This window comes from Pseudomonas gorinensis, assembly GCF_042015035.1.
Classification (GTDB): Bacteria; Pseudomonadota; Gammaproteobacteria; order Pseudomonadales; family Pseudomonadaceae; genus Aquipseudomonas; species Aquipseudomonas gorinensis.
Map to the genome: position 1 here is coordinate 5,744,591 of NZ_CP167125.1, position 26,090 is coordinate 5,770,680.

Here is a 26,090-nt window from a genome sequence, read left to right on the forward strand (position 1 = left end):
ACACACCAAGCCAACTGCCACACCCAGCCTGCTCACACCTCAAGCCTGTTCACCACAGCAAGCCCGTTCACTACCGCTATGCCAGCCTGGTCCAACGCTTCACGGGTGGCTTCCACCAGTTCCAAGGCGCCGGGGGTGTCGCTGTGCAGGCAGATGGAGTCGAACTCAATAAACAGGTCTTCGCCTTCTACGGTCCGCACCAGCCCCGTCTGACACGCACGCAGGACGCGGGCTGCGACAGTGGCCGGGTCCAGCGCACGTACGTGGCGGGTAAACACAATGGAGCCCGTGAGGTCGTACTCACGGTCGGCATAAAACTCGCGCACCACCGGCTGCCCCAGCTCCTTGGCCACGCGCCAGATCACCGAATTGGGCATGCAATACAGCAGCAACGTTGGCTCGATGATTTGCAGGTTTTGTACCAGCAGCCGCGCGGCTTCTTCGTCGCGGGCCAGGTGCATGTAGAGCGCGCCGTGCGGCTTGATATGTTGCAGCGTCACACCCTGGGCACGGGCGATTTCACGCAGGGCGCCCAGTTGGTAGAGCATGTCGTCGACCAGCTCCTGGGCCGGCGCCTGGATATGCCGACGGCCGAAGCCCACCAGGTCACGAAAGCCGGGGTGCGCACCAATAGCCACCCCCAGTTGCTTGGCGCGCGCGACGGTGCGACGCATGGTGCCGGGGTCTCCGGCATGGAAGCCGGTGGCGATATTGGCCGAGCTGATGTAGGCCATCAGTTCCGCGTCAACGCCGTCGCCAATGGTCCAGGGGCCGAAGCCTTCGCCCATGTCTGAATTGAAATCCACTGCCTGCATTGAGGTCGCTCCGCCAAAAGGTGATGCTCGAAAGTAGGCTGCGGCTTGACCCCTTGGGAAGATCTATTATCAGATGATCTATCTTCTGAAAATCAGATAAAGCTATGTCCCTGACCTTGCGCCAAATTCGCTATTTCGTCGCCACCGCCGAAATCGGCCAGATTTCCCAGGCGGCGATTCACTTGAACATCTCCCAGTCTGCCGTGACCACGGCGATCAAGGAGCTCGAAGCCCTGCTCGGCGTGCAGTTGTTCGTACGCTCGGCCCAGGGCATGAGCCTCACTGACGCCGGGCGGCATTTTCTCAACCGTGCCTATGTGATTGTGCGCAGTGTCGACGACGCACTGAACAGCCCCCTGCCCGACTACCGCGCCAGCGGCGTATTGCGGGTGGCAGCCAGCTACACCGTGCTGGGGTATTTCCTGCCGCACCACTTGCAACGCATGGAGCACTGGCATCCGGATGTGAGCATCGAGGTGTTCGAACAAGAGCGCCAGGCCATTGAGCAGGGCCTGCTCGACGGCCGGTTTGATATGGCCGTGGTCCTGACCGCCAACCTCACCCACCCGGACATCGTCTCGGAAATTCTCTTCAATTCGGAACGCCGCCTGTGGCTGCCCAGCCATCACCCATTGTGCGAACGTGGCGCCGTGAGCCTGGCAGATGTGGCCCGCGAGCCGTACATCCTGCTCACCGTCGACGAGGCCGAACACAGCGCCATGCGCTACTGGGAACAGGCCGGGCAAACGCCCCAGGTGCGGCTGCGCACCAGCTCGGTGGAGGCGGTGCGCAGCATGGTCGCCAACGGCAGCGGCGTGGCGATCCTGTCGGACCTGGTGCATCGGCCCTGGTCCCTGGAAGGCAAGCGCATCGAAACCCTGACCGTGACCGACCCGGTGACGCCCATGAGCGTCGGCCTGGCCTGGCACCGCGAACGGGCGTTTACCCCGGCGATGCAGGCGTTCCGCGATTACTTCCACGACGCGTTCCTGGCGCCGCAGCAGCTGTCGGCACGGCGTTAGAGTTGGTCTTGCAGGGTCGCGGCCAACCAGTCCATGAACACCCGCACCCGCAGCGGTAAATGGCGCTGCCCGGCATAGAGCAGAGACACGTCCAACGGCGGCGCCGGATAGTCCGGCAACACCGCCACCAACTCACCACTGGCCAACGCCTGCGCCATGCCCAGGGCCGGCACCTGGATGATCCCGAAGCCGCCCAGGCAGGCCGACGTGTAGGCATCGGTGCTGTTGACCGTGACCCGCCCGGCCATGGGCAGGCGGTGCACCTTGTTGCCCTGCTGGTATTCGAACCCCATCGAGCGCGAACCCAGCGGGCGCACGTAATGCACCAGGTGGTGATCGGCCAGGTCGGCCAAGGTCTTCGGCACGCCGTAGCGTTGCAGGTAGGTGGCGCTCGCACAGTTGATCATCGGCAGGCTGCACAACCGCCGCGCCACCACGGACTGGTCCGGCTGCGCGCCCACGCGCAGCACGCAATCGAAGCCCTCGGCGAGCAGGTCGACCTGACGGTCGGTGCAGCTGATTTCCAGCTCGATCAACGGGTGCGCGTCCATGAAGGGCGGCAGGCGCGGCAGGATCAGGTCACGCGCCATCACGTTGGGCAGGTCCAGCCGAATACGCCCGGCCAGTTGTGCTTCCTCCTGGCGAAACAGCCCTTCCAGTTCCTCCATGTGCGCGAGCAGATCCTTGCTGCGCTCATACAACACACGCCCGTCCTGCGTGGCTTGCACCGTGCGCGTGGTGCGTTGCAGCAACCGCGCGCCGAGCAGTTCTTCCAGCGCCTGCACATGCTCGGACACCGTCGAACGCGGCAAGCCCAGGCTCTCGCCAGCGCCGGTGAAACTCGACAGTTCGGTGACGCGTACGAAGGTGCGCAACAGTTCGAGTTTGTTCATGGGATTGTTCGCCTGATCCGACCAGTGATTCCGATTCACTGCTGTTTATCACGTTATAGGCGCACAAATACACTGTGCGCCACCATCCCATCCAGAGGCATTCATCATGACCCGCAAAATCGCATTGATCACCGGCGCCAGCCGTGGCCTGGGTAAAAACGCCGCGCTGCACCTGGCGGCGCAAGGCGTGGACATCATCGGCACTTACCACAGCAAAGCGGAGGAAGCGCAGGCTTTGGTCGCGCAGATCGAACAATTGGGTGGCCGCGCGGCCATGCTGCAACTGGATGTCAGCCAGAGCGCGAGCTTCAGTCAGTTTGTTGGCGAAGTGGCTGGCGTGCTCAAGGATGTGTTCGCACAGGAGCGCTTCGATTTTCTGATCAATAACGCGGGGATTGGCATTCACGCCAGCTTTGCCGAGACCACCGAAGCCCAGTTCGACCAACTGGTGGCGATCCAATTCAAGGGCCCGTTTTTCCTGACCCAGCAGCTGTTACCGTTAATCCGCGACGGCGGCCGCATCCTCAATGTGTCCAGCGGCCTGGCGCGCTTCAGCCTGCCGGGTTACGCCGCCTACGCGGCCATGAAAGGCGCGATGGAAGTGCTGACCCGCTACCAGGCCAAGGAGCTGGGTGCACGTGGCATCAGCGTCAACATCCTGGCCCCGGGCGCCATCGAGACCGACTTCGGCGGCGGCGCCGTGCGTGACAACGCCAGCCTCAATGCGATGGTCGCCAACAACACCGCTCTGGGCCGTGCGGGCCTACCGGATGATATCGGCGGGGCGATTGCCAGCCTGCTCGCCGACGGCAGCCACTGGATCACCGGCCAGCGCATCGAGGCGTCGGGCGGCATGTTTCTGTAGGAACTTCTCGCGCAGCACGTCATAGCCCCAGTGATACACATAGGTGTACGGCAGGAAAAACAGCAGTACACCTATGTCGAGGATAAACGCCTGCACCGGGCTGATATTCAGCCAGGCGGCAATCAGCGGCACACACACTAGAATCAAGCCCCCTTCAAACATCAAGGCATGCAGCCCCCGGGTCCAGGCGTTGTTGGCCAGGTGCCAGCGCGTCTTGAGGCGGTCGAACAGGCCATTGAAAATCACGTTCCAGGTCAGCGCCAACAGGCTGATCGCCAGGGTGACCATGCCCATTTCCAGGGCCGGTTTATCCATGATCCACGCCAGCAACGGCGTGCAAATCAACAACGCCAGGGCCTCGAAACCAATGGCCTGGCACACACGTTCAGTAATCGACTTGGTAGGGTTCATAACCCGGCTCCGTGAGTGACGATGGTTGCCATCATTACCCCTTGGCTCGATACTTCATAACCAATAACCATCGATCAAGGCGATAGTCATGGCCTCTAACGAAGTGTTGCAGGCATTTGTCCAGGCGGCGACCCAAGGTTCGTTCTCGGCGGCGGCGCGCAAGCTCGGCAAGAGCCAGTCCACTGTCAGCGCAGCGGTGGCGAGCCTGGAGATTGATTTGGATGTGGTGCTGTTTGACCGCAGCAGCCGCAAGCCGACACTGACGCCCGCAGGCCATGTGTTGTTGCAACGCGCCGAGCAGGTGCTGGAGGCCAGCAGCCGGCTGGAGTTGGCGGCGAGTCAGTTGGCCCAGGGGTTGGAGCCGAAGCTGAGTATCGCCATGTCCGATACCTACCAGTCCGACCGTTTCGAGGTCGCCCTTAGCGCGTTTGAACAACGCTACCCGGACCTTGAGCTGGAATGCCTGATCGCCGAATGCGAAGACCTGATCGCCCTGGTCCAAAGCGGGCGGGCGCAGATCGCGTTTATTGAACAACAGGACGTGTATCCGCCGGACCTGACCCGCGCGCCGGTGGACGAGCGCACCGAGATTGCCCTGTTCGTGTCACCGAAGCATCCGCTGGCGGGCCTCGATACCCTCACGGCGCACGCCCTGCAACAGCACCGCGAATTGCGCCTGGCAAGCATCATCAACCCGAACGAAACCCGCGCCAACGGCCGCTTCTGGTCGGCCCCCAGTTATCTGATGCTGCTGGAGATGGCCCAGTTGGGTTTCGGCTGGGCGCCGATTCCCCGCTGGCTGGTGGAACGCTTCGGTGGCGGGCAACTGGTCGAACTCAAGGCACGCGGCTGGCCGCGTTCGGTGGCCGTGGATGCACTGTGGTCCCGTCACCATCCTCCGGGGCCGGCGGGGAGTTGGTTGTTGGGGAAGATGTTGGAGTGAGATCTCCCAGACAATGAAGATCACATGTGGGAGGGGGCTTGCCCGCGATAGCGGTGGGTCAGTCACCTAATACAGTGACTGACACCCTGTTATCGGGGGCAAGCCCCCTCCCACATTTGGATCTTCATTGCTTGGGGGAATCGAGTTCGGCCAGGCGGTGTTCGAGGAAGCGTTTTTCAGGGATCTGCTGGGTCAGTGACAGGGCGGTTTCATAGGCCCTGCGGGCCTCTTCCACCCGTCCCAACTGCCGGCAAAACTCGCCCCGCGCCGAATGCGCCAAGTGGTAATCCTGCAACTCCCCGCGCGCCAGAATCGCCTCCACCTGCTGCAAGCCCGCCAACGGTCCATCGCGCATGGCCACCGCCACGGCGCGGTTCAATTCAATGACTGGCGAAGGCACCGCCCTGAGCAATACATCGTAGAGCCCAATAATCTGCGGCCAATCCGTTTCCCCGGCGCTGCGTGCCTCGGCATGCACCGCCGCAATCGCCGCTTGCAGGCAATACGGGCCAAAACCCCGCTGGGTCAGTGCCTGTTCCACCAGCGCGCAACCTTCAGCCATCAAGGACGTATCCCACAACGAACGGTCCTGTTCATCCAACAGCACCAGTTCGCCGCTGGCCGAGGTGCGCGCGGCGCGGCGGGATTCGTGGAGCAGCATCAACGCCAGCAAGCCCAGGACTTCCGGTTCGGGCAGCAATTGGGTCAACAAGCGACCGAGGCGGATGGCCTCACGGGTCAGGTCTTCGCGGGTCAGGTCCGCGCCCATGGACGCCGAGTAGCCTTCGTTGAACACCAGGTAAATCACGCGCAGCACACTGTCCAGGCGTTCGGGTAATTCGGCCAGGGACGGCACCTGATAGGGAATCTTCGCCTCGCGGATCTTGCCCTTGGCCCGCACGATGCGTTGGGCGATGGTGGTGGGCGTGGCCAGGAAGGCGCGGGCGATTTCTTCGGTGGTGAGGTCGCAGACCTCACGCAAGGTCAGCGCCGTCTGGGCGTCGGCCGCCAACGCAGGGTGGCAGCAGGTGAAGATCAGGCGCAGACGGTCGTCTTCCACGTCTTCCTCACTCCAGTCAGCGGCTTCCAGTGCGTCGGCCTGCGCCTGCAACAACGGGGTAAACCGGGCCTGGCGGCGCAGACGATCGATGGCCTTGAAGCGTCCGGTCGATACCAGCCAGGCGCGTGGGTTGCTCGGCACACCGTCTTGCGGCCAGCGCTCGACCGCGACGAAGAACGCCTCGTGCAAGGCTTCTTCGGCGAGGTCGAAATCCCCCAGCAAACGGATCAGCGTGGCGAGGACGCGCCGGGACTCACTGCGGTAGATCGCCTCGATGGGAGGCGTCAATCGCGCATGCCCTGGGTCACCAGCGCCACCAGGCGGTCCAGGCTCTGGCCCCAGCCGTCGTGAAAGCCCATGGCTTCGTGGGCCTGTTTGTCTTCAGCGCTCCAGTGCATGGCGCGAGCGGTGTAGAGGGTCTTGCCGTCTTGCTCCTCAAAGGTGACTTCAGCGCTCATGAACGGCTTGCCCGAAGGTATCCAGCCCGGCATGAAGGCATCGGTGAACACCAGGCGGTTGGGCGCGTCGATCTCCAGGAACACGCCCTGGGTCGGGTACTCGCTGCCATCCGGTGCGCGCATCAGGGTGCGGAACAGGCCACCAACCCACAGGTTCATTTCACACTCGGGGGTGGTCATGCCGTGGGGCCCCCACCATTGTTGCAACAGGGCAGGTTCGGTCCAGGCGCGGAACACACGGCTGCGTGGCGCATCGATCACGCGGCTGATGGACAGCTCAAATTCGGCAGGTTGCTTGGGCATGGGATAAACCTCCTGAGTCTTAGGGTTGTTGGAGTCAGAGATTCAATTCGCGCACGGGGCGCACTTCCACACTGCCGACCCGAGCGGCCGGAATGCCACCGGCCACCTGGATCGCTTCATTCAAGTCCCGCGCCTCGATCAGGTAGAACCCGGCGAGCTGCTCCTTGGTTTCGGCAAACGGCCCGTCGGTAATCGACAGCTTGCCATTGCGCATGCGCACGGTGGTGGCCGTGCTCACCGACTCCAGCGGCTCGGCGGCGAGCATGCGCCCGCTGGCCTGTATCGACTGGGCGTAGGCGAGACACTCCGGGTCTTTGGGGCTGTCTGGCGAAGTGTGCAACAGCTGTTCATTGCTGTAGATCAGGCACAGGTATTTCATGGCGTTCTCCGTTTTCGCAACGACTGACTATAGTTCGCGGCGCTCAAGGTTTCAGGTCGAACAGTGCCGTGCCGCTTGCCATGTCGAACGGCGCCGACCAATGCTCATGCACCACCTTCCAGTCGCCGTTAAAACGTTGATAGCCGGCCGTCACCCGCATCCAGCAGGCCTTCACTTCACCGTCCGGCCCGGCGCCGCCGCAGTGGGCCAGCCAGTGGGCGAATGCGCTGTCCTGGGACTCGACGATACGCAGTTCGTGGAACTCGAAAATGCCGGGGCCGGGGCAGTGTTCCATGCACGCTTCCCAGTGCGCACGGTAGGCCGCCTTGCCTTTGAACTGCAGAGCGCTCACGGCATCGAACGAGACGATATCGTCGGCGTAATAGCTGACAATCTTATCGATATTCCGGGAAAGTACGGCTTGCTTCCATTCTTCGATCAGGGTGTTGATTGCGGTACTCATGGCGATACTCCTTCGGGTTGGAAAATCAAGGAAGACACCCTTAGTCGAACGGCCTCCGGGCAAATCGACAGCCCGTTGAAAAATAATTTCGTGCCGCACAAAACCGCTAGACTGCGCCCTTCTTTGCAGCCGTTCGGACGCCCCGATGCAAACCCGTCTTGTCGCCTACGAGGCGCTGAATGCTGTGCAACAACAGCAAGTCGGCGCCCTCGAAGTTCATCCTGAGCAGTTGCCGTTTTGCGGCGACATGTATTGCGCACTCAACACCCTGCTGGTCAACCCAAGCCCAGGCGTCAAAGGCTTTGCGCTGCTGGCCGACGAGCGTCCGGTGGCGTTCCTCCTGCTCAAGCGCCCGCCCTGCCTGCCGCACTGGGCGGATGAACACAGCGCCACGCTGCATGCGCTACAGGTGGATCGGCAGCAGCAGGGCCGGGGCTTTGGCAAGGCGTGTTTGCAGGCGCTGCCGGCGGCGGCGATACAGGCGTGGCCGCAGATCAAGGCGCTGGAGTTGTCGGTGGACACGGACAATGTAGCGGCGATGGGGCTGTATCTGGGCGCCGGATGGGTGGACAGCGGGGAGGCGTATCAGGGGCGGGTTGGGTATGAGCGGAGGTTGAGGTGGGTGTTTGGTCGATGTGGTGTTGGCCTGCTTTAAATGTCACGTATAGATAACTTACCCGATAAAAAGTAATGAATATGCGACATGAATACTTCAGTTATCGCTCAGCAACCCGACAGCCAAGTTCGCGCCATGCGTCTTAACCATGGCTCTGCCGAGGGGCTGCGCAGCAGCCCTATTCAGCGCTGCCGCATTCTTCCGGGTGAACCGCAGCGGTAGGTTTTGGGGCCGCTGCGCAGCCCAACGCGGGGCGAGCCCGCTCGCCACAGAGGGACGTGTTCAGCCTGCCGGTTACCTGAGTTCCACGGGCAACCAGATCTCCACCGTCCCCGTGCCCTTGCGTACATCGAAATCCGCGCTGTAGCGCTCGAAATCCGCCCCGGCCACCTTGTAGCCCGAGTGCGGCAACCACTCGAACATGATGCGCTCGTAGGTCTGCTCCAGTGCCTGCACCGGGCCATAGTGCGGGAACACGGCGTAGTGGTGCGCAGGCAGTTCGACGAACTCGAAGTTGCTCGGCACATCGCCTTTGGACGGCACTTCCACCCCCGCCATGTAATCGAACTCACCGTGGCTGGGGTTATGGCAAACGCCGTAGGACACACCGTCGACGCGTTTCTTGATGTGTTTTACGCTGTCGTCAAACACGCCCCACAGCTTGGGGATATCGCCCGCCGTGGCCTTCGAATAACGCCCTTGCACCCCCGCGATTACCAGGGCTTTGCCGTCTTTCATGCGCGGCTCTAACGGTTGTGTTATCTGCTGATCCATCTGAACAGTCTCCTTCTTATGAGGGAACAAACCCATATCGAGTATAGGGGTATATCCGCGCTGTACTCCATGCAGAAAATTTCCCTACGCATCTGGACAACTGGCCATCATCGACCGTATTGTCTGCCCCGCAGGCCACCGCAGTGGCCAACGTCGCTCGGACGGTTCCGGGCGCTTACGTACTCCGAGGCAACAATGGCCGACCAAGGTTCGCCGCGCCGCTTTGCGCGCATCGATCGACTCCCCCCTTACGTGTTCAATATCACTGCCGAGCTGAAGATGGCTGCGCGTCGGCGCGGCGAAGACATCATCGACTTGAGCATGGGTAACCCCGACGGCGCCACGCCTCCCCATATCGTGGAGAAAATGGTCACCGTCGCCCAGCGTGAAGATACCCACGGCTACTCCACCTCCAAAGGCATTCCACGTCTGCGCCGGGCGATTTCACGCTGGTACAAAGACCGCTACGACGTGGACATCGACCCCGAGTCGGAAGCCATCGTCACCATCGGTTCCAAGGAAGGCCTGGCGCACTTGATGCTGGCCACCCTGGACCAGGGCGACACCGTACTGGTGCCCAACCCGAGCTACCCGATTCATATCTACGGTGCCGTGATTGCCGGTGCCCAGGTGCGTTCGGTGCCGCTGGTGCCCGGCGTGGACTTCTTCGCCGAGCTGGAACGGGCGATTCGCGGCTCGATCCCCAAGCCGAAGATGATGATCCTGGGCTTCCCGTCCAACCCCACCGCGCAGTGTGTGGAGTTGGATTTCTTCGAACGGGTGATTGCGCTGGCCAAACAGTACGACGTACTGGTGGTGCATGACCTGGCGTACGCGGACATTGTCTACGACGGCTGGAAAGCCCCCTCGATCATGCAGGTGCCTGGGGCAAAGGATATTGCGGTGGAGTTTTTCACCCTGTCCAAGAGCTACAACATGGCCGGCTGGCGTATTGGTTTCATGGTCGGTAACCCGGAACTGGTCAACGCGCTGGCACGGATCAAGAGCTACCACGACTACGGCACCTTTACCCCGCTGCAAGTCGCCGCGATTGCGGCGCTGGAAGGCGACCAACAGTGCGTCAAGGACATCGCCGAGCAGTACCGCCAGCGCCGCAATGTGCTGGTCAAGGGCCTGCATGAACTGGGCTGGATGGTCGAGAACCCGAAGGCGTCAATGTACGTCTGGGCGAAGATTCCCCAAGCCTATGCCGCCATGGGCTCGCTGGAATTTGCCAAGAAACTGCTGCAGGAAGCCAAGGTGTGCGTGTCGCCGGGGATCGGCTTTGGTGAGTATGGCGATGACCATGTGCGCTTTGCACTGATCGAGAACCAGGACCGGATTCGCCAGGCGGTGCGCGGAATTCGCGGGATGTTCCGGGCGGATGGGTTAGTACCGAAAACCGGCGCCTGACTCGGTCAACATGTGGGAGGGGGCTTGCCCCCGATAGCGGTGGGTCAGTCACCAGATGCAGTGATTGACCCCCTATATCGGGGGCAAGCCCCCTCCCACATTTGATTGGGTTTTCACCCTGGCCTTGTGGTGTGTCTGTTAGACCACCAACGACAGCAACATGATAAAGATCAGCGCCACCACCGACAGGATGGTTTCCATCGCCGTCCAGGTCTTGAATGTCTCGGCCACGGTCATGTTGAAGTACTGCTTGACCAGCCAGAAGCCAGCATCGTTGACGTGAGACAGGATCAACGAGCCCGCCCCGGTCGCCAGTACCAGCAGCTCGCGGTTGACCCCTGGGATCATCCCCACCACCGGCACCACAATGCCAGCACCCGTAATGGTCGCTACGGTCGCCGAACCCGTCGCCACACGAATCACCGCCGCCACCAGCCACGCCAGCAAAATCGGGTTGATCTGCGCGTTGACCGCCATATGGCCGATCACGTCACCCACACCGCTGGTCACCAGCATCTGCTTGAAGCCACCACCGGCACCGATGATCAGGATGATCGCGGCGGTCGGCGCCAGGCTGGCGTCGAGCAGCTTGAGGATTTGTTTGGAGTGGATACCCTGGCGATGGCCAAAGGTGTACAGCGACAGCAGCAAGGCCAGCAGCAAGGCGCTGATCGGGTGACCGATCATGTCCATCCAGTTGCGCACCACGTGGCCTTCGGCCAGGGCGATGTCGGCGAAGGTTTTCAGCAGCATCAGGAACACCGGCAGCAGCACGGTGATCAGGGTGATGCTGAAGCTCGGCAACGTCTTGTGCTCCGACTCGCGGGCCAATTGGTCGACCAGCTCCTGGGACGGGTTGCCGGGAATGTACTTGGCAATGAACGTACCGAAGATCGGGCCGGCAATGATGGCCGTCGGCAGTGCGACGATCAGGCCATACAGGATGGTCTTGCCGATATCCGCGCCAAACACGCCGATGGCCAGCAGTGGACCCGGGTGCGGTGGCACCAGGCCGTGCACCGCCGACAGGCCGGCCAGCAACGGGATACCGATCTTGATCAGCGACACGCCGGTACGGCGCGCAACGATAAACACCAACGGGATCAACAGCACAAAGCCGATCTCGAAGAACAGCGGAATGCCCACCAGGAACGCGGCGAACATCATGGCCCACTGGACCTTTTCCTTGCCGAAGGCGCGGATCAAGGTCTGGGCGATCTGATCGGCACCGCCGGATTCAGCCATCATCTTGCCGAGCATCGTACCCAGCGCGAGGATGATGCCGACAAAGCCAAGCACCCCGCCGAAACCGTCCTGGAATGCCTTGATGATCTTGTCCACGGGCATACCCGAGGTCAGGCCGAGGAAGCCGGCCGCGATGATCAGCGCAATGAACGGGTGAACCTTGAACCGGGTAATCAATACGATCAGCCCGATGATGGTAACGACTGCATCTAACAGCAGGTACGACTCGTGGGACATGCCAAACATGGGGGGTCTCTCCTGTTTGTTGTTGTTATTAAAACGGGTGTTGAATTTCCTGCCGGGGATAGCGCTATCTTGTCCGGCAAAAAATTATCGGGTTGGTTCAAAACCGTGTTGCAGCCACCAGGCGTTGGTCTGCTCGGCCAGCGCCTCGACGCTGTCTTCGCTGGCGTTTAGAGCCAGGGTCAGGGGCTCGCCCTTGGGCGATTCAAGGGTGGCGAACTGGCTGTCTATGAGGCTGGCCGGCATGAAATGGCCGGGGCGATGGGACACGCGGTCGGCGGCGACTTCACGGGTCAGTTCCAGGAATACAAAGCCCAGGCCAGGCGCGGCTTCGCGCAGGTGGTCACGGTATTTCTTTTTCAGCGCGGAGCAGGTGAGTACCGGGTGTTCACCGGCTTTGAGCGAGCGGCGCAGTTCATCGCACAGGATGTCGAGCCAGCCGGCGCGGTCGTCGTCGTTGAGGGGGTGGCCGGCGCTCATCTTTTCGATGTTCGCGGCGGGGTGAAAGCTGTCGCCTTCAATGGCCGTGGCACCGTTCAGGCGGCACAGGGCCTCGCTGACGCTGGTCTTGCCACAGCCGGCAACACCCATGATGACCAGGGCGGTAACAGGTTGACTCATGGAACACCTCAGGACGCAGATAGCGCTACCTTTGCACGCTGTAAGGCGAGTGCAAAAACAGGCTTTTCCCGCGCCGTCTTGTCATTTTTATGGAGTGACGCGTGCATCCGCTCCAATCATTTGAACCGGATCAGGCAACCCAAAGTTCAATAATTTGCAGCCTTTTGGAGACAGCGCTACCTTAGTGCCTCGATTTTTGTTTGGCAAGCCGCCTGATGACCTCTAAGAACGATAAAAATACCCGCACCACCGGTCGCCCTACCCTCAATGAAGTCGCCCGCCTGGCCGGCGTCAGCCCGATTACCGCCTCGCGCGCGCTGCGCGGCATCAGCACCGTGGCCACCGAACTGGTGGAAAAAGTGCAGCGAGCCGCCGCCGAACTCAACTATGTGGTCAACCCCGCCGCCCGTGCCCTGGCTTCGGCCCAGAGCCATTCGGTGGTGGTGTTGGTGCCGTCGTTGTCCAACCTGCTGTTTATCGAAACCCTCGAAGCCATCCATCAGGTACTGCAGCCCAAGGGGTTCGAAGTACTGATCGGCAACTCCCATTACTCGCGCGATGAAGAAGAAAACCTGCTGCGCAACTACATGGCCTACCAGCCACGGGGGTTGCTGCTGACCGGGTTCGATCGCACCGAAAGCGCGCGACGGATGGTCGAGGCCAGCAATGTGCCCTGTGTGTACATGATGGATCTGGACCCGAATGCGGGCGTGAACTGCGTGGGTTTCTCGCAGTTGGCCGCAGGTGAAACGGCAGCGGCGCATTTGCTCTCCCGTGGGCGCAAGCGCCTGGCCTATATCGGTGCGCAACTGGACCAACGTACCCTGCTGCGCGGCGAGGGTTTCCGCCGGGCGTTGCAACAAGCAGGGCTGTACGACCCGGCGCTGGAACTGCTGACACCGCGCCCTTCCTCGGTCGGCCTGGGTGGCGAGCTGTTCCTGCAATTGCTGGCGGCGCACCCGGATGTGGACGCGATCTTCTTCGGCAACGACGACCTGGCGCAAGGTGCGCTGCTGGAAGCCCTGCGCCATGGCATCAACGTGCCGGAGCGCGTGGCCGTGCTGGGCTTTAACGACCTGCCAGCGTCGTCTTTCATGGTGCCGCGCTTGAGCAGCATCAGCACCCCCAGGGAAGCGATCGGTCGACGTGCGGCGGAGCATTTGTTGACGATCATGGCGGGTAACAAGATCGCCAAGCCGGTAGTGGATATGGGGTTTGAATTGCAGGTGCGGGAAAGCACGTAGGACGCCTGTAGGATGAGGCTGACATTGCGGTAAGCGCCTTGCCCGGTTGCCTACGCTTACGTCAGAATCCGCCGGCTTGTGCGCTTGAGGGGTGATCTTTAAGGTTTGCCGGTCGCTGAATTTCTCGGTGATCGGGTTTAGTAGCCTGAAGCTCTCCACACATATGCATAAGCCAACCATGGTGGCTGTGCGTAGGGCGCCTTCGGGTGCGCCGGGTTTGTGTGGGATTACCGGTCTACTAACCTGCGTACAGCTGCCACCCATTCGTTTAGTAGCGATTAGGGTGTTGGCACAGCCAGGTACTTCAACCATGCAAAGCGTCAATCCCCCGACTACGCTGTTCACGCTCATCCCCGATGTCCCCACCGAAACCCTGCTGATCAACAGCTACGAAACCGTGTGCTCCGTCAGCACCTTGCTGCTCGACCTGTCTGATGACCTTACCGGCAAACACCGTGATGTTGCCCTGGCCATTCACCAATTGAGCGAACTAAGCGTGTTGCTGGTGGGCAAAGCCATGGACCAGCACGCACCACGCTGCTAAGGCCCTACTGGATAAAAATGTGGGAGGGGGCTTGCCCCCGATTTCAGTGGGTCAGCTACAGACAGGCTGACTGACTCACCGCTATCGAGGGCAAGCCCCCTCCCACATTTTTTAACCGTGCCTACTTGGCCCCTGCTAGATTAACCACTCTCCACCGCCAGGAAAGCACCATGGGACACTCACTGAAAATCTTGGGCCGTACCTCGTCGATCAACGTGCGCAAAGTCCTGTGGACCTGCCAGGAACTGGGCATAGACTACGTGCGCGAAGACTGGGGCATCGGTTTCAAACCCACCCAATCCGCCGAATTCCTGGCCCTGAACCCCAATGCCCAAATACCGGTACTGATCGATGACCACGGTGTGCTGTGGGAATCCAACACCATCTGCCGCTATTTGGTGAACCTCTACCAACGCCACGACCTGCTGCCCATCGAACCCGCACCGCGCGCGCGGGTCGAGCAGTGGATGGACTGGCAAGCGACCGAACTCAACCCGTCCTGGGGCTATGCCTTCCAGGCGCTGGTGCGCAATAGCCCCGACCATCAGGACCCGCAACGCATCGCAGCCGGCGTGCAGGCCTGGAACGACAAGATGGGGCTGCTGGAACAACAGTTGGCTAAAACCGGCGCCTACGTGGCCGGCGATGATTTCACCCTCGCCGACATCCTGATCGGCCTCTCGGTGCATCGCTGGCAGATGACGCCCATGCAGCGGCCGCCCTACCCGGCCATTGCGGCGTACTACCAGCGGCTCAGCCAGCACGCCGGCTTCAAGACCTTCGCCCTCGACGGTCACAATTAAGCACAAGGACGAGCACGTGAAAGGATTCAACGTACTGCTCACCGGCGCTTGCGGCAGAATCGGCAAGACCTTTTTCGAGGCTTCGAAAGACCGCTACCGTTTCACCCTCACTGACCGCGTCGCGCCGGATTTCGACCTGGGTGACCACCGCTTCGTACACGCCGACCTTAGCGACCGCTCCACCCTCACCGCCCTGCTCGAAGGCATCGACGTGATCGTGCACCTGTCGGGCATCCCCCACGCCAGCGCGTCGTTCGAGGAGTTGCTGCCCAACAATATCCTCGCCACTACCTACCTGTTCGAAGCCGCCGTGGCCGCAGGCGTGCAGCGCCTGGTATTTGCCAGCAGCGCCCAGACCATCGAAGGCTACCCGGTAGACCGCCAGATCACTCCCGGTATGCCCGTGCTGCCTGCCAACCTGTATGGCGTGAGCAAATGCTACGGCGAGGCGTTATGCGGTTATTACGCAGCGAAAACCCCGCTATCGACCATCGCCCTGCGCATCGGCGCCTTCGAATTCCCCGAGGCCCATGACCTGCGCAACGCCCGCGACCTCAGCGCCTGGCTTAGCCCCCGTGACGCGGTGCAATTGCTGCAACGTGCAGTGGAAACAGCCGGCGTCAAACACCTGATCGCCCATGGCATCTCCAATAACCGCTTCAAGCGCCTGGATTTAAGCGAAACCACGCGCGTGCTGGGCTATCAACCGGTGGATGACGCGTTCCAGGCCTTTGAAATTCCGATCACCTTCTGAGCACACGCCATAAAACCTTGAAACACCACGCCGACGCGCAATAAATCAGCGAATCGGCGTGCCATCGCGGGCAACTTCACAAGCGGCGATTTCCGTTAGCAGGCTAAGATTCCACTTCACTGCCCCTGGAATCTGCCCCATGTCGACACTCACTGCCTCTGCCACGGACGGCATCGACCCGGTCCGTGCCGCCCATATCAGCGCGCGCATCGACCGCCTGCCGGCTGTCGCCAGTATCTGGCGCCTGGTGGCGCTGCTGTCGATTGGCGGTTTTTTCGAGCTGTATGACCTGTTCCAGACCGCCTACATCAGCCCGGGGCTGATCAAGGACGGCATCTTTGCCACCGGCAGCGGCGGTGTATTCGGCTTCTCCGACCAGGCCGCGTTCGCCTCGGCGACCTTTCTTGGCCTGTTCCTCGGGGCCAGCCTGCTCAGCCCCATCGCCGACCGCTTCGGGCGCCGGGCGATCTTCACCTTCGCGTTGATCTGGTACACCGTCGCCACGGTGTTGATGGGCATCCAGACGTCCGCCCTGGGCATCATCTGCATGCGCTTCCTGGTGGGCATCGGTCTGGGCATCGAGCTGGTCACCATCGACGCTTACCTGTCGGAACTGGTGCCCAAGCGCATGCGTAGCTCGGCGTTCGCCTTTGCGTTTTTCATCCAGTTCCTGTCGGTGCCGGCGGTGGCCTTGATGTCGTGGTGGCTGGTGCCCCAGGCGCCGTTCGGCGTCGCCGGCTGGCGCTGGGTAGTGCTGTCGAGTGCAGTGTTTGCGCTATTTATCTGGCAACTGCGCAAGCGCCTGCCGGAATCACCGCGCTGGCTGGCGCAGAAAGGTCGTTTCGGCGAAGCCAGTGCGATCATGGACAACCTCGAAGCCCGCTGTCAGAAGGATTACGGCCAGCCGCTGGATGAGCCCGAACCGGAAACCGTCAGCGTGCAAGGCAGCGGCCGCTTTGCCGATATCTGGCAACCCCCGTACCGCCGCCGTGCGTTGATGCTGATTGTGTTCCATGTGTTCCAGGCCATCGGTTTTTTCGGCTTTGGCAACTGGCTGCCGGCGTTGCTCTCGGGCCAGGGTGTCAGCGTGACCCACAGCTTGCTCTACGCCTTTATCATCACGCTCGCCTACCCCTTGGGGCCGTTGTTGTTCGTGAAGGTGGCCAACCGCTTTGAAAACAAATGGCAGATTGTTGGCTCGGCCATGGGCGCGATGATCTTCGGTAGCCTGTTCGCCCTGCAGACCACGGCGGTAGGGTTGGTAATCTGCGGGGTGATGATCACCTTCTGCAATGCCTGGTTGAGCTTCAGTTATCACTCGTACCAGAGCGAACTGTTCCCGACCAATATCCGCGCGCGGGCGGTGGGGTTCTGTTATTCGTTCAGCCGCTTGTCCACGGTGTTCAGCAGCCTGTTGATCGGTTTTATCCTCGAACACCTGGGCACTCCGGGCGTGTTGGCGTTTATCGCCGGCAGCATGTTGATCGTGATGATCACCATCAGTTGGTTCGGACCGCGTACGCGCAATCTGGCGTTGGAAAATATCGCCCACTGACGGCAACGATTGGCCGTCGACGGGACAACTATTGCCGCGACGGCCGTGCGCGCCCCAGTAAAACCGGGGTGATGCTGCCCGGCACGCTAATTGCTCCTCATGAGGCACCGTACATTTCCCCAGGTGAACCATCATGCTGGTTAACAACAACACTCAAGCCGTATCAACCGTCCAACAGCTCAAGCGACCCGATATGGACCCCGCCAACGCCGCTGCCAGCACGCTATACAGCGGTGCCCTGCAAGCGGCGCAGCAAAGCGTGACCGTGCCAGTTGTACAGAAGGCACTGGACAAGGCCAACGATCGCATCGACGAAGCCTTCGCCAAGACCCGTGTGCAGTTGCAAGCGAGCACGGCAGCCACTCCGGCGACCACGGATGTACCCGCCGCCGGTTCCACCACCAGCAGCGCACGCGCAGACTTCACCGATTACATGAGCAAAACCCCGGCCGAACGTATCCGCGAGCAGTTACTCAAGGAGCAAGGGTTGACCGAGGAACAAGTGCAGGCCATGCCCCAGGAAAAACAGGATGCGATCGCCAAGCAGGTGGCTGAGCGCGTGAAAGTACAACAAGAGCAGCAGGTAGCGGCGAAGACCGCGGCGCCCCAGGCACAGTCGGTGAAAGACACCCTCGCGGCGATCTAAGCAACCGCGCAAGGCAAACCCTGTCTGCGACTTGGCGCTGTCATACAGCAAACCGGCCCCCTGATGGCAAGCGGGCCGGTTCCCGATCGCTGAGTGTCAGTCTCAACCTTGGGCGACTGATCCATCGCCCCCTGGTGGATTCAAGCGCATCAACGTTCAGCCAGCATCTTCAACAACGCGGCGGCGGCGGCCGAAGGTGGGCGGTTGGGTGAACCGACCAGGGCAAACTCGCGGTACCGCGGCGCTGTCAGCGGCATCACGCGTAAACCCTGGCGCTCGACCGGCAGGGCCATCTCCGGCACCAGCGTCACGCCAACGCCTTCGCGTACCAGGCTGAAGGCGCTGCTCCATTCGCGGACTTCCACGCGGATATCGCGCAGGGTCAGCCCTACCGCGGCGCCCAGGCTGCGGGCATTGGCGCTGCAACCACCGGTGGCAAGCACGAAGGCTTGTTCGAACAGTTCCTCAAGACTTACGCTTGCATCGGCCGGGCGTTGTGCCAGTGGATGGTTCGTCGGCAGCACTGCCATCCAGCAGTCACGGCCCAATATGGTGGCCTGGCGCTCGGGCTTGGGGTTGAGCACCACGCCCAGGTCGATCAGGTCGGCCTCGAGCAGGGTCAGCACCTCGTTATCGGTAACATCCAGGGTGGTGACGTCGATACCGGGATATAACTGGCGGAAACGTTGCAAAAACGGCGTCAGAAAGGTCGCGAGCACCATGGGGAAACTAGCGATGCGAATCGTCCCCCGCAGCATGGGCCTGGCCTCATCCACAGTACTGCGAATCGCCTGCAAGGCCCCGAGCATCACCCGCGCCTGCTCGATCACACTCAGCCCCAGGGCGGTGGGCAAGGTCTTGCGCGGCTCGCGGGTAAACAACTGAGCACCCAGCGTCGCCTCCATGCCAGCCATGGCCTGGCTGGCGGCGGACTGGGTCATGCCGACATGTCCGGCGGCGGCGGTGATGCTGCCGTGATCGGCCACCGCCACCAGCAGGCGCCAGTGCATCAGGTTCATCATGACAGTCGCTGTCCTTATGGCAGGGATCCGAAGGTTTAATTTTACGCAAGGTGCCACGGCGGTGAGACTGGCGCAAATTCAACGGAGCTGTCACAGATGAAACTGTATTTCTTCCCCAATGCCTGTTCCCTCGCCCCCCATATCGTGCTGCGCGAATTGGCGCTTCCGTTCGACCTGGTGCGCGTGGATAACCAGGCCAAAACCACTGCCGATGGCCAGGACTTCCTGCAGATCAACCCCAAGGGCTATGTGGCAGCGCTGCAACTGGACAACGGCCAGGTGTTGACCGAAGCCAGCGCGATCCTGCAATACCTGGCCGACCTCAAACCCGACGCGGGCCTGGCCCCGGCCAATGGCAGCTGGGAGCGCGTGCGCTTGCAGGAGTGGCTGAATTTTATTGCGACTGAAATTCATGGTGGGTTGGCAGTGTTTTTCAACAATGCGATTCAGGGCGAGGTCAAAGCCTCGTTCCAGGCCACGCTGTTCAAGCGCTTCGCGGTGCTGGTGCAGACCCTGGAGCACCAGGATTACCTGTTAGGCGCGCACTATTCGGTAGCGGATGCCTACCTGTTCGTGGTGCTGCGCTGGGCGGGGTTTCACGCCATTGATCTGGGCAAGTGGCCGGCGCTGGCGGCGTTTCAACAGCGGGTGGGCGAGCGGCCAACGGTCATCGCCGCGCTGGCCGCCGAAAATTCATGATCTGAAATAGACGCCAGTGTGGCACCGGCTCGCCTGCAATGACGGGGGGGCTGCATGCGGCACAGAGGCCGTGCGCTGTTCCGGTAGAGGGGGCGTGCGGCAGCTCAGAGCAGGTGTTTCCTGCTCTGTGCAATGAGGCGGGAAAATCTGGCAGATCATTGGGTTATAAGTTTGTCACTCAGTGACCGAACAGACCTGTGTCGGTTTTCTTGGCTTTCTTGTCGGCGCGTTTTTCGTCGGCGGTTTTTGCCGGTTTCTTCTTCGCGGCTTTCTTTGAATCCATACCTTTGGCCATGATGCGTGCTCCACTTACAGGGGATGTAACACTGGGTATACCACCTATTGCCCTACAGAAGGCGCTTATAATCCCCGGCCCGTGATTACGCTGCCTGAAGACCATGCCCGAGTTGACCATCGATCTGCTGGCAGAGCCCCTGTGGCCGCTGCTGAACAAGTTTTATCGCAGCCACCAGTCGTCGATGAAGGCGCTCAAGGGCGGACGTCTGTGGGTGGCGCGCCGCCGCGAGATTGTCGCCGGCCTGTGCCTCACGCCCGTGGTTGGCGGGCAATGGTTGACGGGCGTGTTTGTCGACCCGGCGTATCGCGGCCAGGGTCTGGCAGCCCGCTTGATCGGTGCGGCGGTGGCAGATGTGGAAGGCACAGTGTGGCTGCTCTGTCATCCGGAGCTGGAAGGCGTTTATCAGCGCATGGGCTTTACCCAGGACACGCTGTTGCCGCAATCCCTCAGCGAACGACTGGTGCGCTACAAGCGTAACAAGCCGATGATTGCGATGGGCTTAGAACCTTTGGTGAGGTCGACCTCGGATAATGTGTGATCGGCCGACACTGGGCCCATGCTAGCCTCGACGGCACAGAAGCCCTCTACAGGATGATCATGAAAACGACGCTTGCAGCTCTGTCCCTCACCGCCCTCCTCGCGCCAACCTTCAGCCTGGCCGCCGACGCGCCGATTACCGCCAAGCAATACGCCAGTGTGCTGGCCGGCAGTTGGCGCGACCCGGCCAACAGCGCGCGTGACGTCTATCGCCATCCACAGCAGACACTTGAGTTCTTTGGCCTGGGCGCCCAGCAGAGGGTGATCGAGATCACCCCAGGTGGCGGCTGGTACAGCGAGATTCTCGCACCGCTGCTCAAGGACCACGGGCACTACATCGCCGCCGTGCAGGCCCCCAGTGTGAGTGCCTACGCGCGCACGTCGGAAGAAAACCTGAAAAAGAAATTCGCCGCCGACCCGGCGCGCTATGCCAAGGCTGAAGTGGTCGAGTTCGATCCCAAGGCCCCGGTGTTCGGCAAACCCGCTTCGGCGGATGCCGTGCTGACGTTCCGCAATGTGCATAACTGGGTGTTGGCCGATACCGCCGAGGCCACTTTCAGCGGGTTCTACAAGGTGTTGAAACCGGGTGGCGTGCTGGGGGTGGAAGACCATCGCGCCAAGGACGGCGCAAACCTTGACGCCATCAAGGACAGTGGTTACCTGACCACGGCGCAGGTGGTGAAGCTGGCGACCGATGCTGGGTTCAAACTGGCCGGGCAGAGTGAGGTCAACGCCAACCCGAAGGACACCAAGGACTATGCCGGCGGCGTCTGGACCTTGCCGCCGACGTTGAAGCTGGGCGAGCAGGATAAGGCCAGGTATGTGGCGATTGGCGAATCGGACCGGATGACGTTGCGGTTCGTCAAACCAGCCAAATGATCTGACTCACCGCCGCCCCCATGTGGCGGGGGCAAACCAGCCCCTTCCACAGGGATTTGTGGGTATCGGCGAGGTTATTCGTCGGCCGTCGGATCCATGTCCGGGAACATCACTTCGATAAACCCGAACTTGCTGAAGTCGGTGATCCGCGACGGGTACAGCCGGCCGATCAGGTGGTCGCATTCATGCTGCACCACGCGCGCGTGGAAGCCTTCGGCGATACGTACGATCGGCTCGCCCTTGGGGTCGAAACCTTCGTAGCGAATCTGCTGGTAACGGTCTACCGCGCCACGCAGGCCGGGCACGGAAAGGCAACCTTCGTAGCCCTCTTCCAGTATCGGGCTCAGCGGTGTGATCAACGGGTTGATCAGGATCGTCTGCGGTACGGCCGGGGCGTCCGGGTAGCGCTCACTGCTCTCGAAACCAAAGATCATCAGTTGCAGGTCGACGCCAATCTGCGGTGCGGCCAGGCCGACGCCGCCGACGTGTTCCATGGTCTGGAACATGTCGTCAATCAATTGCCACAGCTCGGGGCTGTCGAACATTTCCGGCGGGACCGGTGGCGCGATACGCAGCAGGCGTTCGTCGCCCATTTTCAGGATTTCACGGATCATCGATCAGACTTCGTCAGGGGTGGGCTTGGAATGGTCTCGGCCGAGGCCAGAGACGTGCTGTTTCTCACTCACGTGGGTGTGTGCATCGAATGCCTTTTCGCCGGGGTCCTTGCCTTCGGCGGACATGTGTTCGATCACGGCATTCATCTCCGCACCGAGCAACAACACGGCAGCAGAAATATAGAAGTACAGGAGCAGGACAATGATTGCACCGATACTGCCATACATGGCGTTGTAGTCGGCGAAGGTCTTGACGTAGTAGCCAAAGCCCAGGGACGCGACGATCCACACCACCACCGCCAGCACGGAACCTGGGGTAATAAAGCGGAATTTCTGCTCGACGTCGGGCATCACGTAGTACATCAGGGCCACAGCGAACATCAGCAGGACCACGATCAGCGGCCAGCGCAGGATGGTCCACAAGGTGACCACGAATTCCTGCATACCGATTTGCCCCGCCAGCCACTCCATCACCTGCGGCCCGAGCACCATCAGCGCGGCGGCGGCCAGCAGCATGCCGGCGATGCCCACGGTGTAGAAAATCGACAACGGAAACCGCTTCCAGATCGGCCGCCCTTCGACCACGTCGTAGGCGGCGTTCATCGCGCTCATCATCAAGCGCACGCCGGCCGAGGCGGTCCATAGCGCAATCACGATACCCACCGACAGCAGGCCGCCCTTGGATTGCTGCAACTGGTCGATCACCGGGTTGACCTGCTCCAGGGCCTGGGGCGGCAACACCAGTTCCGACTGCAGGCGCAGCCAGGTGAAAAAGTCCGGCAGGTGCAGGAAACCGATCAAGGCAATGAGGAACAGCAGGAACGGAAACAAGGAAAACAGCATCTGGTAGGCCAATGCCGAGGCGTAAGTCGACATCTCGTCGTTGACGAATTCCTTGACCGTGCGCACCAGCACCGTGTGCAGCTTGAGGCCATCGAGTACCGGAAAAATCATAGCGTCTCCTTTCGCCGCAAAAAGGTTGAGTTCAGGGGCGACTCAGGGGCCGTTTTCTACATCAAAGTAGCCTATCTGGCGACTTTGAAACAATTTCAAGAATTTAGTTGCACCGCCGCACATAAAAACGGCCATCCGTGGATGGCCGTTGGGCTGAATGAACACCGCCAGCGATTCAGGTTTACTTGGTCGCTTTTTTGACGGCGTCCTTGGTGTCGCCGACGGCTTTCTGCACTTCGCCTTTCTTTTCCTGAATGACACCTTCAGCACGCAACTTATCGTTGCCGGTCACTTTGCCGACGCCTTGCTTGATGTTGCCGACAGCTTCGTTCGCGACGCCTTTTACCTTATCCGATGTGCTGCTCATGGTATGCCTCCGAAAGAACAATCAAGGGTTTTGGTCATTACCTAAAGATTGACCCGGGGCTGTTCGGCAGAGTTTCAATTATTTTTCGGTGGGCATTTCATCGCCATGCGCAGGTTTGGCTTTATGTTTTGCGGCCAACCCACGAGAATGCGCGGCACATTCAGGCTATAACGCTGAATAACAGATCCCGTAGGAAGGTTATGAAACTCAATAAAGCACAGGCCATCGCCCGCAGAAACCAGGAACTGGGCGGTGCCGTTCTCGGCGTCAACAACTGCCATTTCACCGACCTGGACCGCAAACGCAATATCTGGTGGTTCGACTTGCCGGTGGCGCGGATTGCCGTGGGCCAGTACGAGTGGATTCACCTGTTGATGCACAACGCCGAGACCGACCAGTTGCTGCACCTGAAGGTGCCGACGGTATTCCTGCGTGAAAAGCTCGAAGGGCTGGTGGTGCGCAATGCGGGCAAGCGCAAGCCGGAGATTACCCTGGAGCTGAGCGCGGACAAGGATTCGTTCCTGAAGGATGTGCGTCCGGCGGGTGCCGGTGTCAACTTCGCGCAGTTCGCCCTGTAGGAACGCGGTCAAAAAAAATGTGGGAGGGGGCTTGCCCGCGATAGCAGAGTGTCAGTCACTGAATCTGTTGACTTCACACCGCCATCGGGGGCAAGCCCTCTCCCACATTTGGGTTACGTTACTTTTTAAGACCGAGTTTCTTCAGCTCTTCATCGCGCAACTCACGACGCAGGATCTTGCCCACGTTGGTGGTCGGCAACGCATCGCGGAACTCCACGGCCTTGGGCACCTTGTAGCCGGTGACATTGGCGCGCATGTGCTCCATCACCTGGTCCTTGGTCAGGGTCGCCCCCGGCTTGACCACGATGAAGATCTTGATGTGCTCCCCGGATTTTTCGTCCGGCACGCCGATGGCCGCGCATTGCAGCACGCCCGGCAGGGTCGCCAGCACGTCTTCGAGTTCATTGGGGTAGACGTTGAAACCGGAGACCAGAATCATGTCCTTCTTGCGGTCGACAATGCGCATGTAGCCGTCCGGCTGGATGATCGCGATGTCACCGGTCTTCAGCCAGCCTTCGCTGTCGAGAATCTCCGCGGTGGCGTCTTCGCGCTGCCAGTAGCCCTTCATCACCTGCGGGCCCTTGACGCACAGTTCGCCGACTTCACCGAGGGCCAACTCGACGCCGTCATCGGTGATGACTTTGCACAGGGTCGACGGCACCGGAATGCCGATAGTGCCAATCTGGATGTTCTGGATCGGGTTGACCGTCGCCACCGGGCTGGTCTCGGTCATGCCGTAGCCTTCGCAGATGTTGCAGCCGGTCACGGCCTTCCAACGCTCGGCCGCCGCCAGTTGCAGGGCCATGCCACCCGACAGGGTGACTTTCAGTGCAGAGAAGTCCAGCTTGCGGAAACCTTCGTTGTTGCACAGCGCCACGAACAACGTGTTCAAGCCGACAAAGCCGCTGAACTTCCACTTCGACAGTTCCTTGACCATCGCCGGCAGGTCGCGCGGGTTGCTGATCAGGATGTTGTGGTTGCCGATCAGCATCATCGCCATGCAATGAAAGGTGAACGCGTAGATGTGGTACAGCGGCAGCGGGGTGATGAGAATCTCGCACCCTTCATTGAGGTTCGACCCCATCAGCGCCTTGCACTGCAGCATGTTGGCCACCAGGTTGCGGTGGGTAAGCATCGCGCCCTTGGCCACGCCGGTGGTACCGCCAGTGTATTGCAGCACGGCCACATCGCTGCTGGCCGGGCTGGCATCGTTGACCGGTTGGCCGTGGCCCTTGGCGAGCACCTCGTTGAACTTGATCGCCTTGGGCAAGTGATAGGCCGGGACCATTTTCTTCACGTACTTGATGACGCTGTTGATCAGCAGGCGCTTGAACGGCGACAACAGGTCGGCAACCTCGGTGACGATCACATGCTTGACGGCGGTCTTGGGCACGACCTTTTCCGCCAGGTGAGCCATATTGGCCAGGCACACCAGGGCCTTGGCGCCGGAATCGTTGAATTGGTGTTCCATTTCCCGCGCGGTGTACAGCGGGTTGGTGTTGACCACGATCAGGCCGGCACGGATAGCGCCGAATACGGCGACCGGGTATTGCAGGACGTTGGGCAGTTGCACGGCGATACGATCGCCGGGCTTCAAGTCGGTATGCTGTTGCAGGTACGCGGCGAACGCGCCGGACAATTCGTACAATTCACCGTAGGTGATTGTCTTGCCCAGGTTGCTGAAAGCCGGTTTGTTGGCGAAGCGCTGGCAGGACTGTTTCAGTACCGCCTGAATATTTGGATACTCGTCTGGATTGATGTCTGCAGCAATCCCGGCGGGGTACTTATCCTTCCAAAAGTCTACGTTCATGGAAGCCCACTCCTCAGCGACGCGAATTCATCATCGCATTTGATGCGATTATTATTGGTGTATGTTTTTTTAGGTGAGTCTGGCGCGTTCAAGCAGGCCGAGAGGTCACAAAGCGCGCCGAGAGTAGCAGCTTTGCCAAGGGCCGACTAGATCCAAAAGAGGGCCCTACAGTCATAATCATGACTGTCCTACAATATTTGGTCACACTCTAAACAAGGGTGAAATCACCCAGCAAAAGGCTCTGGAATAGGCCCTTCAAGGC

At 60.9% G+C, this 26,090-nt stretch carries 30 protein-coding genes; 15 read left to right on the plus strand and 15 right to left on the minus strand.

The window, feature by feature from the left end; all coding sequences use genetic code 11:
* Positions 1 to 32: 32 nt before the first annotated feature.
* Positions 33 to 815, minus strand: a complete 783-nt coding sequence (locus AB7933_RS25985) for a 5-oxoprolinase subunit PxpA (RefSeq protein WP_024077046.1) — start codon at positions 813 to 815, stop codon at positions 33 to 35.
* Positions 816 to 919: 104 nt separating this feature from the next.
* On the opposite strand from AB7933_RS25985, the gene AB7933_RS25990 reads away from it, so the two are divergent.
* Positions 920 to 1,837 (plus strand): LysR family transcriptional regulator, encoded by a 918-nt coding sequence (locus tag AB7933_RS25990; RefSeq protein WP_024077047.1) that lies wholly within the window; start codon positions 920 to 922, stop codon positions 1,835 to 1,837.
* Here AB7933_RS25990 and AB7933_RS25995 read toward each other — a convergent pair.
* Entirely contained in the window at positions 1,834 to 2,730 is an 897-nt protein-coding gene (locus AB7933_RS25995; protein WP_024077048.1) for a LysR family transcriptional regulator, read from the minus strand. The two genes, AB7933_RS25990 and AB7933_RS25995, sit on opposite strands and share 4 nt — an antisense overlap.
* Positions 2,731 to 2,836: 106 nt before the next feature.
* Here AB7933_RS25995 and AB7933_RS26000 point away from each other — a divergent pair, with 106 nt between their 5' ends.
* Entirely contained in the window at positions 2,837 to 3,595 is a 759-nt protein-coding gene (locus AB7933_RS26000) for an SDR family NAD(P)-dependent oxidoreductase (RefSeq protein WP_024077049.1), read from the plus strand.
* Here AB7933_RS26000 and AB7933_RS26005 read toward each other — a convergent pair.
* Positions 3,494 to 4,006 (minus strand): multidrug/biocide efflux PACE transporter, encoded by a 513-nt coding sequence (locus tag AB7933_RS26005; RefSeq protein WP_024077050.1) that lies wholly within the window; start codon positions 4,004 to 4,006, stop codon positions 3,494 to 3,496. The genes AB7933_RS26000 and AB7933_RS26005 overlap by 102 nt on opposite strands.
* Before the next feature lie 88 nt (positions 4,007 to 4,094).
* On the opposite strand from AB7933_RS26005, the gene AB7933_RS26010 reads away from it, so the two are divergent.
* Complete coding sequence (locus tag AB7933_RS26010) at positions 4,095 to 4,949, plus strand: LysR family transcriptional regulator (protein WP_024077051.1); 855 nt, start codon at positions 4,095 to 4,097, stop codon at positions 4,947 to 4,949.
* A gap of 124 nt (positions 4,950 to 5,073) precedes the next feature.
* Here the strand turns inward: AB7933_RS26010 and AB7933_RS26015 are convergent, their stop codons facing one another.
* The 4 genes from AB7933_RS26015 to AB7933_RS26030 are packed head-to-tail and all read right to left on the minus strand — an operon-like array spanning position 5,074 to position 7,612.
* On the minus strand, positions 5,074 to 6,297 hold the full coding sequence (locus AB7933_RS26015; protein WP_024077052.1) for an RNA polymerase sigma factor: 1,224 nt from the start codon (positions 6,295 to 6,297) through the stop codon (positions 5,074 to 5,076).
* Complete coding sequence (locus AB7933_RS26020; protein ID WP_024077053.1) at positions 6,294 to 6,770, minus strand: SRPBCC family protein; 477 nt, start codon at positions 6,768 to 6,770, stop codon at positions 6,294 to 6,296. Before AB7933_RS26020 ends, AB7933_RS26015 begins: the two co-directional genes overlap by 4 nt.
* 34 nt (positions 6,771 to 6,804) lie before the next feature.
* Positions 6,805 to 7,149: a YciI family protein gene (locus AB7933_RS26025; RefSeq protein ID WP_024077054.1), complete on the minus strand. Its 345-nt coding sequence runs from the start codon at positions 7,147 to 7,149 to the stop codon at positions 6,805 to 6,807.
* Positions 7,150 to 7,192: 43 nt separating this feature from the next.
* Positions 7,193 to 7,612 carry a YybH family protein gene (locus tag AB7933_RS26030; RefSeq protein ID WP_024077055.1) on the minus strand — a complete coding sequence of 140 codons (420 nt, stop codon included), beginning with the start codon at positions 7,610 to 7,612 and terminating at the stop codon, positions 7,193 to 7,195.
* 145 nt (positions 7,613 to 7,757) lie between these two features.
* On the opposite strand from AB7933_RS26030, the gene AB7933_RS26035 reads away from it, so the two are divergent.
* Positions 7,758 to 8,267, plus strand: coding sequence for a GNAT family N-acetyltransferase (locus AB7933_RS26035; protein WP_024077056.1), 510 nt, complete (start codon positions 7,758 to 7,760; stop codon positions 8,265 to 8,267).
* Positions 8,268 to 8,522: 255 nt separating this feature from the next.
* Here the strand turns inward: AB7933_RS26035 and AB7933_RS26040 are convergent, their stop codons facing one another.
* Positions 8,523 to 9,002 carry a GyrI-like domain-containing protein gene (locus AB7933_RS26040; RefSeq protein ID WP_024077057.1) on the minus strand — a complete coding sequence of 160 codons (480 nt, stop codon included), beginning with the start codon at positions 9,000 to 9,002 and terminating at the stop codon, positions 8,523 to 8,525.
* Positions 9,003 to 9,197: 195 nt separating this feature from the next.
* Between AB7933_RS26040 and alaC the strand changes: the two genes are divergently transcribed.
* Positions 9,198 to 10,415: an alanine transaminase gene (gene alaC, locus AB7933_RS26045; RefSeq protein ID WP_024077058.1), complete on the plus strand. Its 1,218-nt coding sequence runs from the start codon at positions 9,198 to 9,200 to the stop codon at positions 10,413 to 10,415.
* Positions 10,416 to 10,553: 138 nt separating this feature from the next.
* Here the strand turns inward: alaC and AB7933_RS26050 are convergent, their stop codons facing one another.
* Together AB7933_RS26050 and AB7933_RS26055 are read right to left on the minus strand one after the other, a co-directional pair.
* Entirely contained in the window at positions 10,554 to 11,906 is a 1,353-nt protein-coding gene (locus AB7933_RS26050) for a GntP family permease (protein ID WP_024077059.1), read from the minus strand.
* 84 nt (positions 11,907 to 11,990) lie between these two features.
* Positions 11,991 to 12,524, minus strand: coding sequence for a gluconokinase (locus tag AB7933_RS26055; protein ID WP_024077060.1), 534 nt, complete (start codon positions 12,522 to 12,524; stop codon positions 11,991 to 11,993).
* 212 nt (positions 12,525 to 12,736) lie between these two features.
* Here AB7933_RS26055 and AB7933_RS26060 point away from each other — a divergent pair, with 212 nt between their 5' ends.
* The 6 genes from AB7933_RS26060 (at position 12,737) to AB7933_RS26085 (ending at position 18,070) form a co-directional block, all read left to right on the plus strand.
* Positions 12,737 to 13,768, plus strand: a complete 1,032-nt coding sequence (locus AB7933_RS26060; RefSeq protein WP_162163617.1) for a LacI family DNA-binding transcriptional regulator — start codon at positions 12,737 to 12,739, stop codon at positions 13,766 to 13,768.
* Between the two features lie 310 nt (positions 13,769 to 14,078).
* Positions 14,079 to 14,312 carry a DUF6124 family protein gene (locus tag AB7933_RS26065; protein ID WP_024077062.1) on the plus strand — a complete coding sequence of 78 codons (234 nt, stop codon included), beginning with the start codon at positions 14,079 to 14,081 and terminating at the stop codon, positions 14,310 to 14,312.
* Between the two features lie 170 nt (positions 14,313 to 14,482).
* Positions 14,483 to 15,115 (plus strand): glutathione S-transferase family protein, encoded by a 633-nt coding sequence (locus tag AB7933_RS26070; protein WP_024077063.1) that lies wholly within the window; start codon positions 14,483 to 14,485, stop codon positions 15,113 to 15,115.
* Between the two features lie 16 nt (positions 15,116 to 15,131).
* Positions 15,132 to 15,869 carry an NAD-dependent epimerase/dehydratase family protein gene (locus AB7933_RS26075; protein WP_024077064.1) on the plus strand — a complete coding sequence of 246 codons (738 nt, stop codon included), beginning with the start codon at positions 15,132 to 15,134 and terminating at the stop codon, positions 15,867 to 15,869.
* Between the two features lie 139 nt (positions 15,870 to 16,008).
* Positions 16,009 to 17,424, plus strand: coding sequence for an MFS transporter (locus tag AB7933_RS26080; protein WP_024077065.1), 1,416 nt, complete (start codon positions 16,009 to 16,011; stop codon positions 17,422 to 17,424).
* Between the two features lie 133 nt (positions 17,425 to 17,557).
* A complete protein-coding gene (locus AB7933_RS26085) occupies positions 17,558 to 18,070 on the plus strand; it encodes a hypothetical protein (protein WP_024077066.1) in 513 nt (170 codons plus the stop codon).
* Between the two features lie 149 nt (positions 18,071 to 18,219).
* On the opposite strand, the gene AB7933_RS26090 is transcribed toward AB7933_RS26085, so the two are convergent.
* Complete coding sequence (locus tag AB7933_RS26090) at positions 18,220 to 19,092, minus strand: LysR family transcriptional regulator (RefSeq protein WP_041161005.1); 873 nt, start codon at positions 19,090 to 19,092, stop codon at positions 18,220 to 18,222.
* A gap of 96 nt (positions 19,093 to 19,188) precedes the next feature.
* On the opposite strand from AB7933_RS26090, the gene gstA reads away from it, so the two are divergent.
* The 3 genes from gstA (at position 19,189) to AB7933_RS26105 (ending at position 21,505) form a co-directional block, all read left to right on the plus strand.
* Positions 19,189 to 19,791, plus strand: coding sequence for a glutathione transferase GstA (gene gstA, locus AB7933_RS26095; protein ID WP_024077068.1), 603 nt, complete (start codon positions 19,189 to 19,191; stop codon positions 19,789 to 19,791).
* A 398-nt stretch (positions 19,792 to 20,189) separates the two neighbouring features.
* Positions 20,190 to 20,627, plus strand: a complete 438-nt coding sequence (locus AB7933_RS26100) for a GNAT family N-acetyltransferase (RefSeq protein ID WP_024077070.1) — start codon at positions 20,190 to 20,192, stop codon at positions 20,625 to 20,627.
* A 59-nt stretch (positions 20,628 to 20,686) separates the two neighbouring features.
* A complete protein-coding gene (locus AB7933_RS26105; RefSeq protein WP_024077071.1) occupies positions 20,687 to 21,505 on the plus strand; it encodes a class I SAM-dependent methyltransferase in 819 nt (272 codons plus the stop codon).
* 74 nt (positions 21,506 to 21,579) lie between these two features.
* Here the strand turns inward: AB7933_RS26105 and def are convergent, their stop codons facing one another.
* The 3 genes from def to AB7933_RS26120 all read right to left on the minus strand — a co-directional run bounded on the left by def (position 21,580) and on the right by AB7933_RS26120 (position 23,440).
* Positions 21,580 to 22,119, minus strand: coding sequence for a peptide deformylase (gene def, locus AB7933_RS26110; RefSeq protein WP_305452371.1), 540 nt, complete (start codon positions 22,117 to 22,119; stop codon positions 21,580 to 21,582).
* Between the two features lie 3 nt (positions 22,120 to 22,122).
* Positions 22,123 to 23,073, minus strand: a complete 951-nt coding sequence (locus AB7933_RS26115) for a YihY/virulence factor BrkB family protein (RefSeq protein WP_024077073.1) — start codon at positions 23,071 to 23,073, stop codon at positions 22,123 to 22,125.
* A 181-nt stretch (positions 23,074 to 23,254) separates the two neighbouring features.
* Complete coding sequence (locus tag AB7933_RS26120) at positions 23,255 to 23,440, minus strand: CsbD family protein (RefSeq protein WP_024077074.1); 186 nt, start codon at positions 23,438 to 23,440, stop codon at positions 23,255 to 23,257.
* Between the two features lie 200 nt (positions 23,441 to 23,640).
* On the opposite strand from AB7933_RS26120, the gene AB7933_RS26125 reads away from it, so the two are divergent.
* A complete protein-coding gene (locus AB7933_RS26125; protein ID WP_024077075.1) occupies positions 23,641 to 24,018 on the plus strand; it encodes a hypothetical protein in 378 nt (125 codons plus the stop codon).
* 118 nt (positions 24,019 to 24,136) lie between these two features.
* Here the strand turns inward: AB7933_RS26125 and fadD1 are convergent, their stop codons facing one another.
* On the minus strand, positions 24,137 to 25,828 hold the full coding sequence (fadD1, locus tag AB7933_RS26130; RefSeq protein ID WP_024077076.1) for a long-chain-fatty-acid--CoA ligase FadD1: 1,692 nt from the start codon (positions 25,826 to 25,828) through the stop codon (positions 24,137 to 24,139).
* Positions 25,829 to 26,090 lie beyond the last annotated feature (262 nt).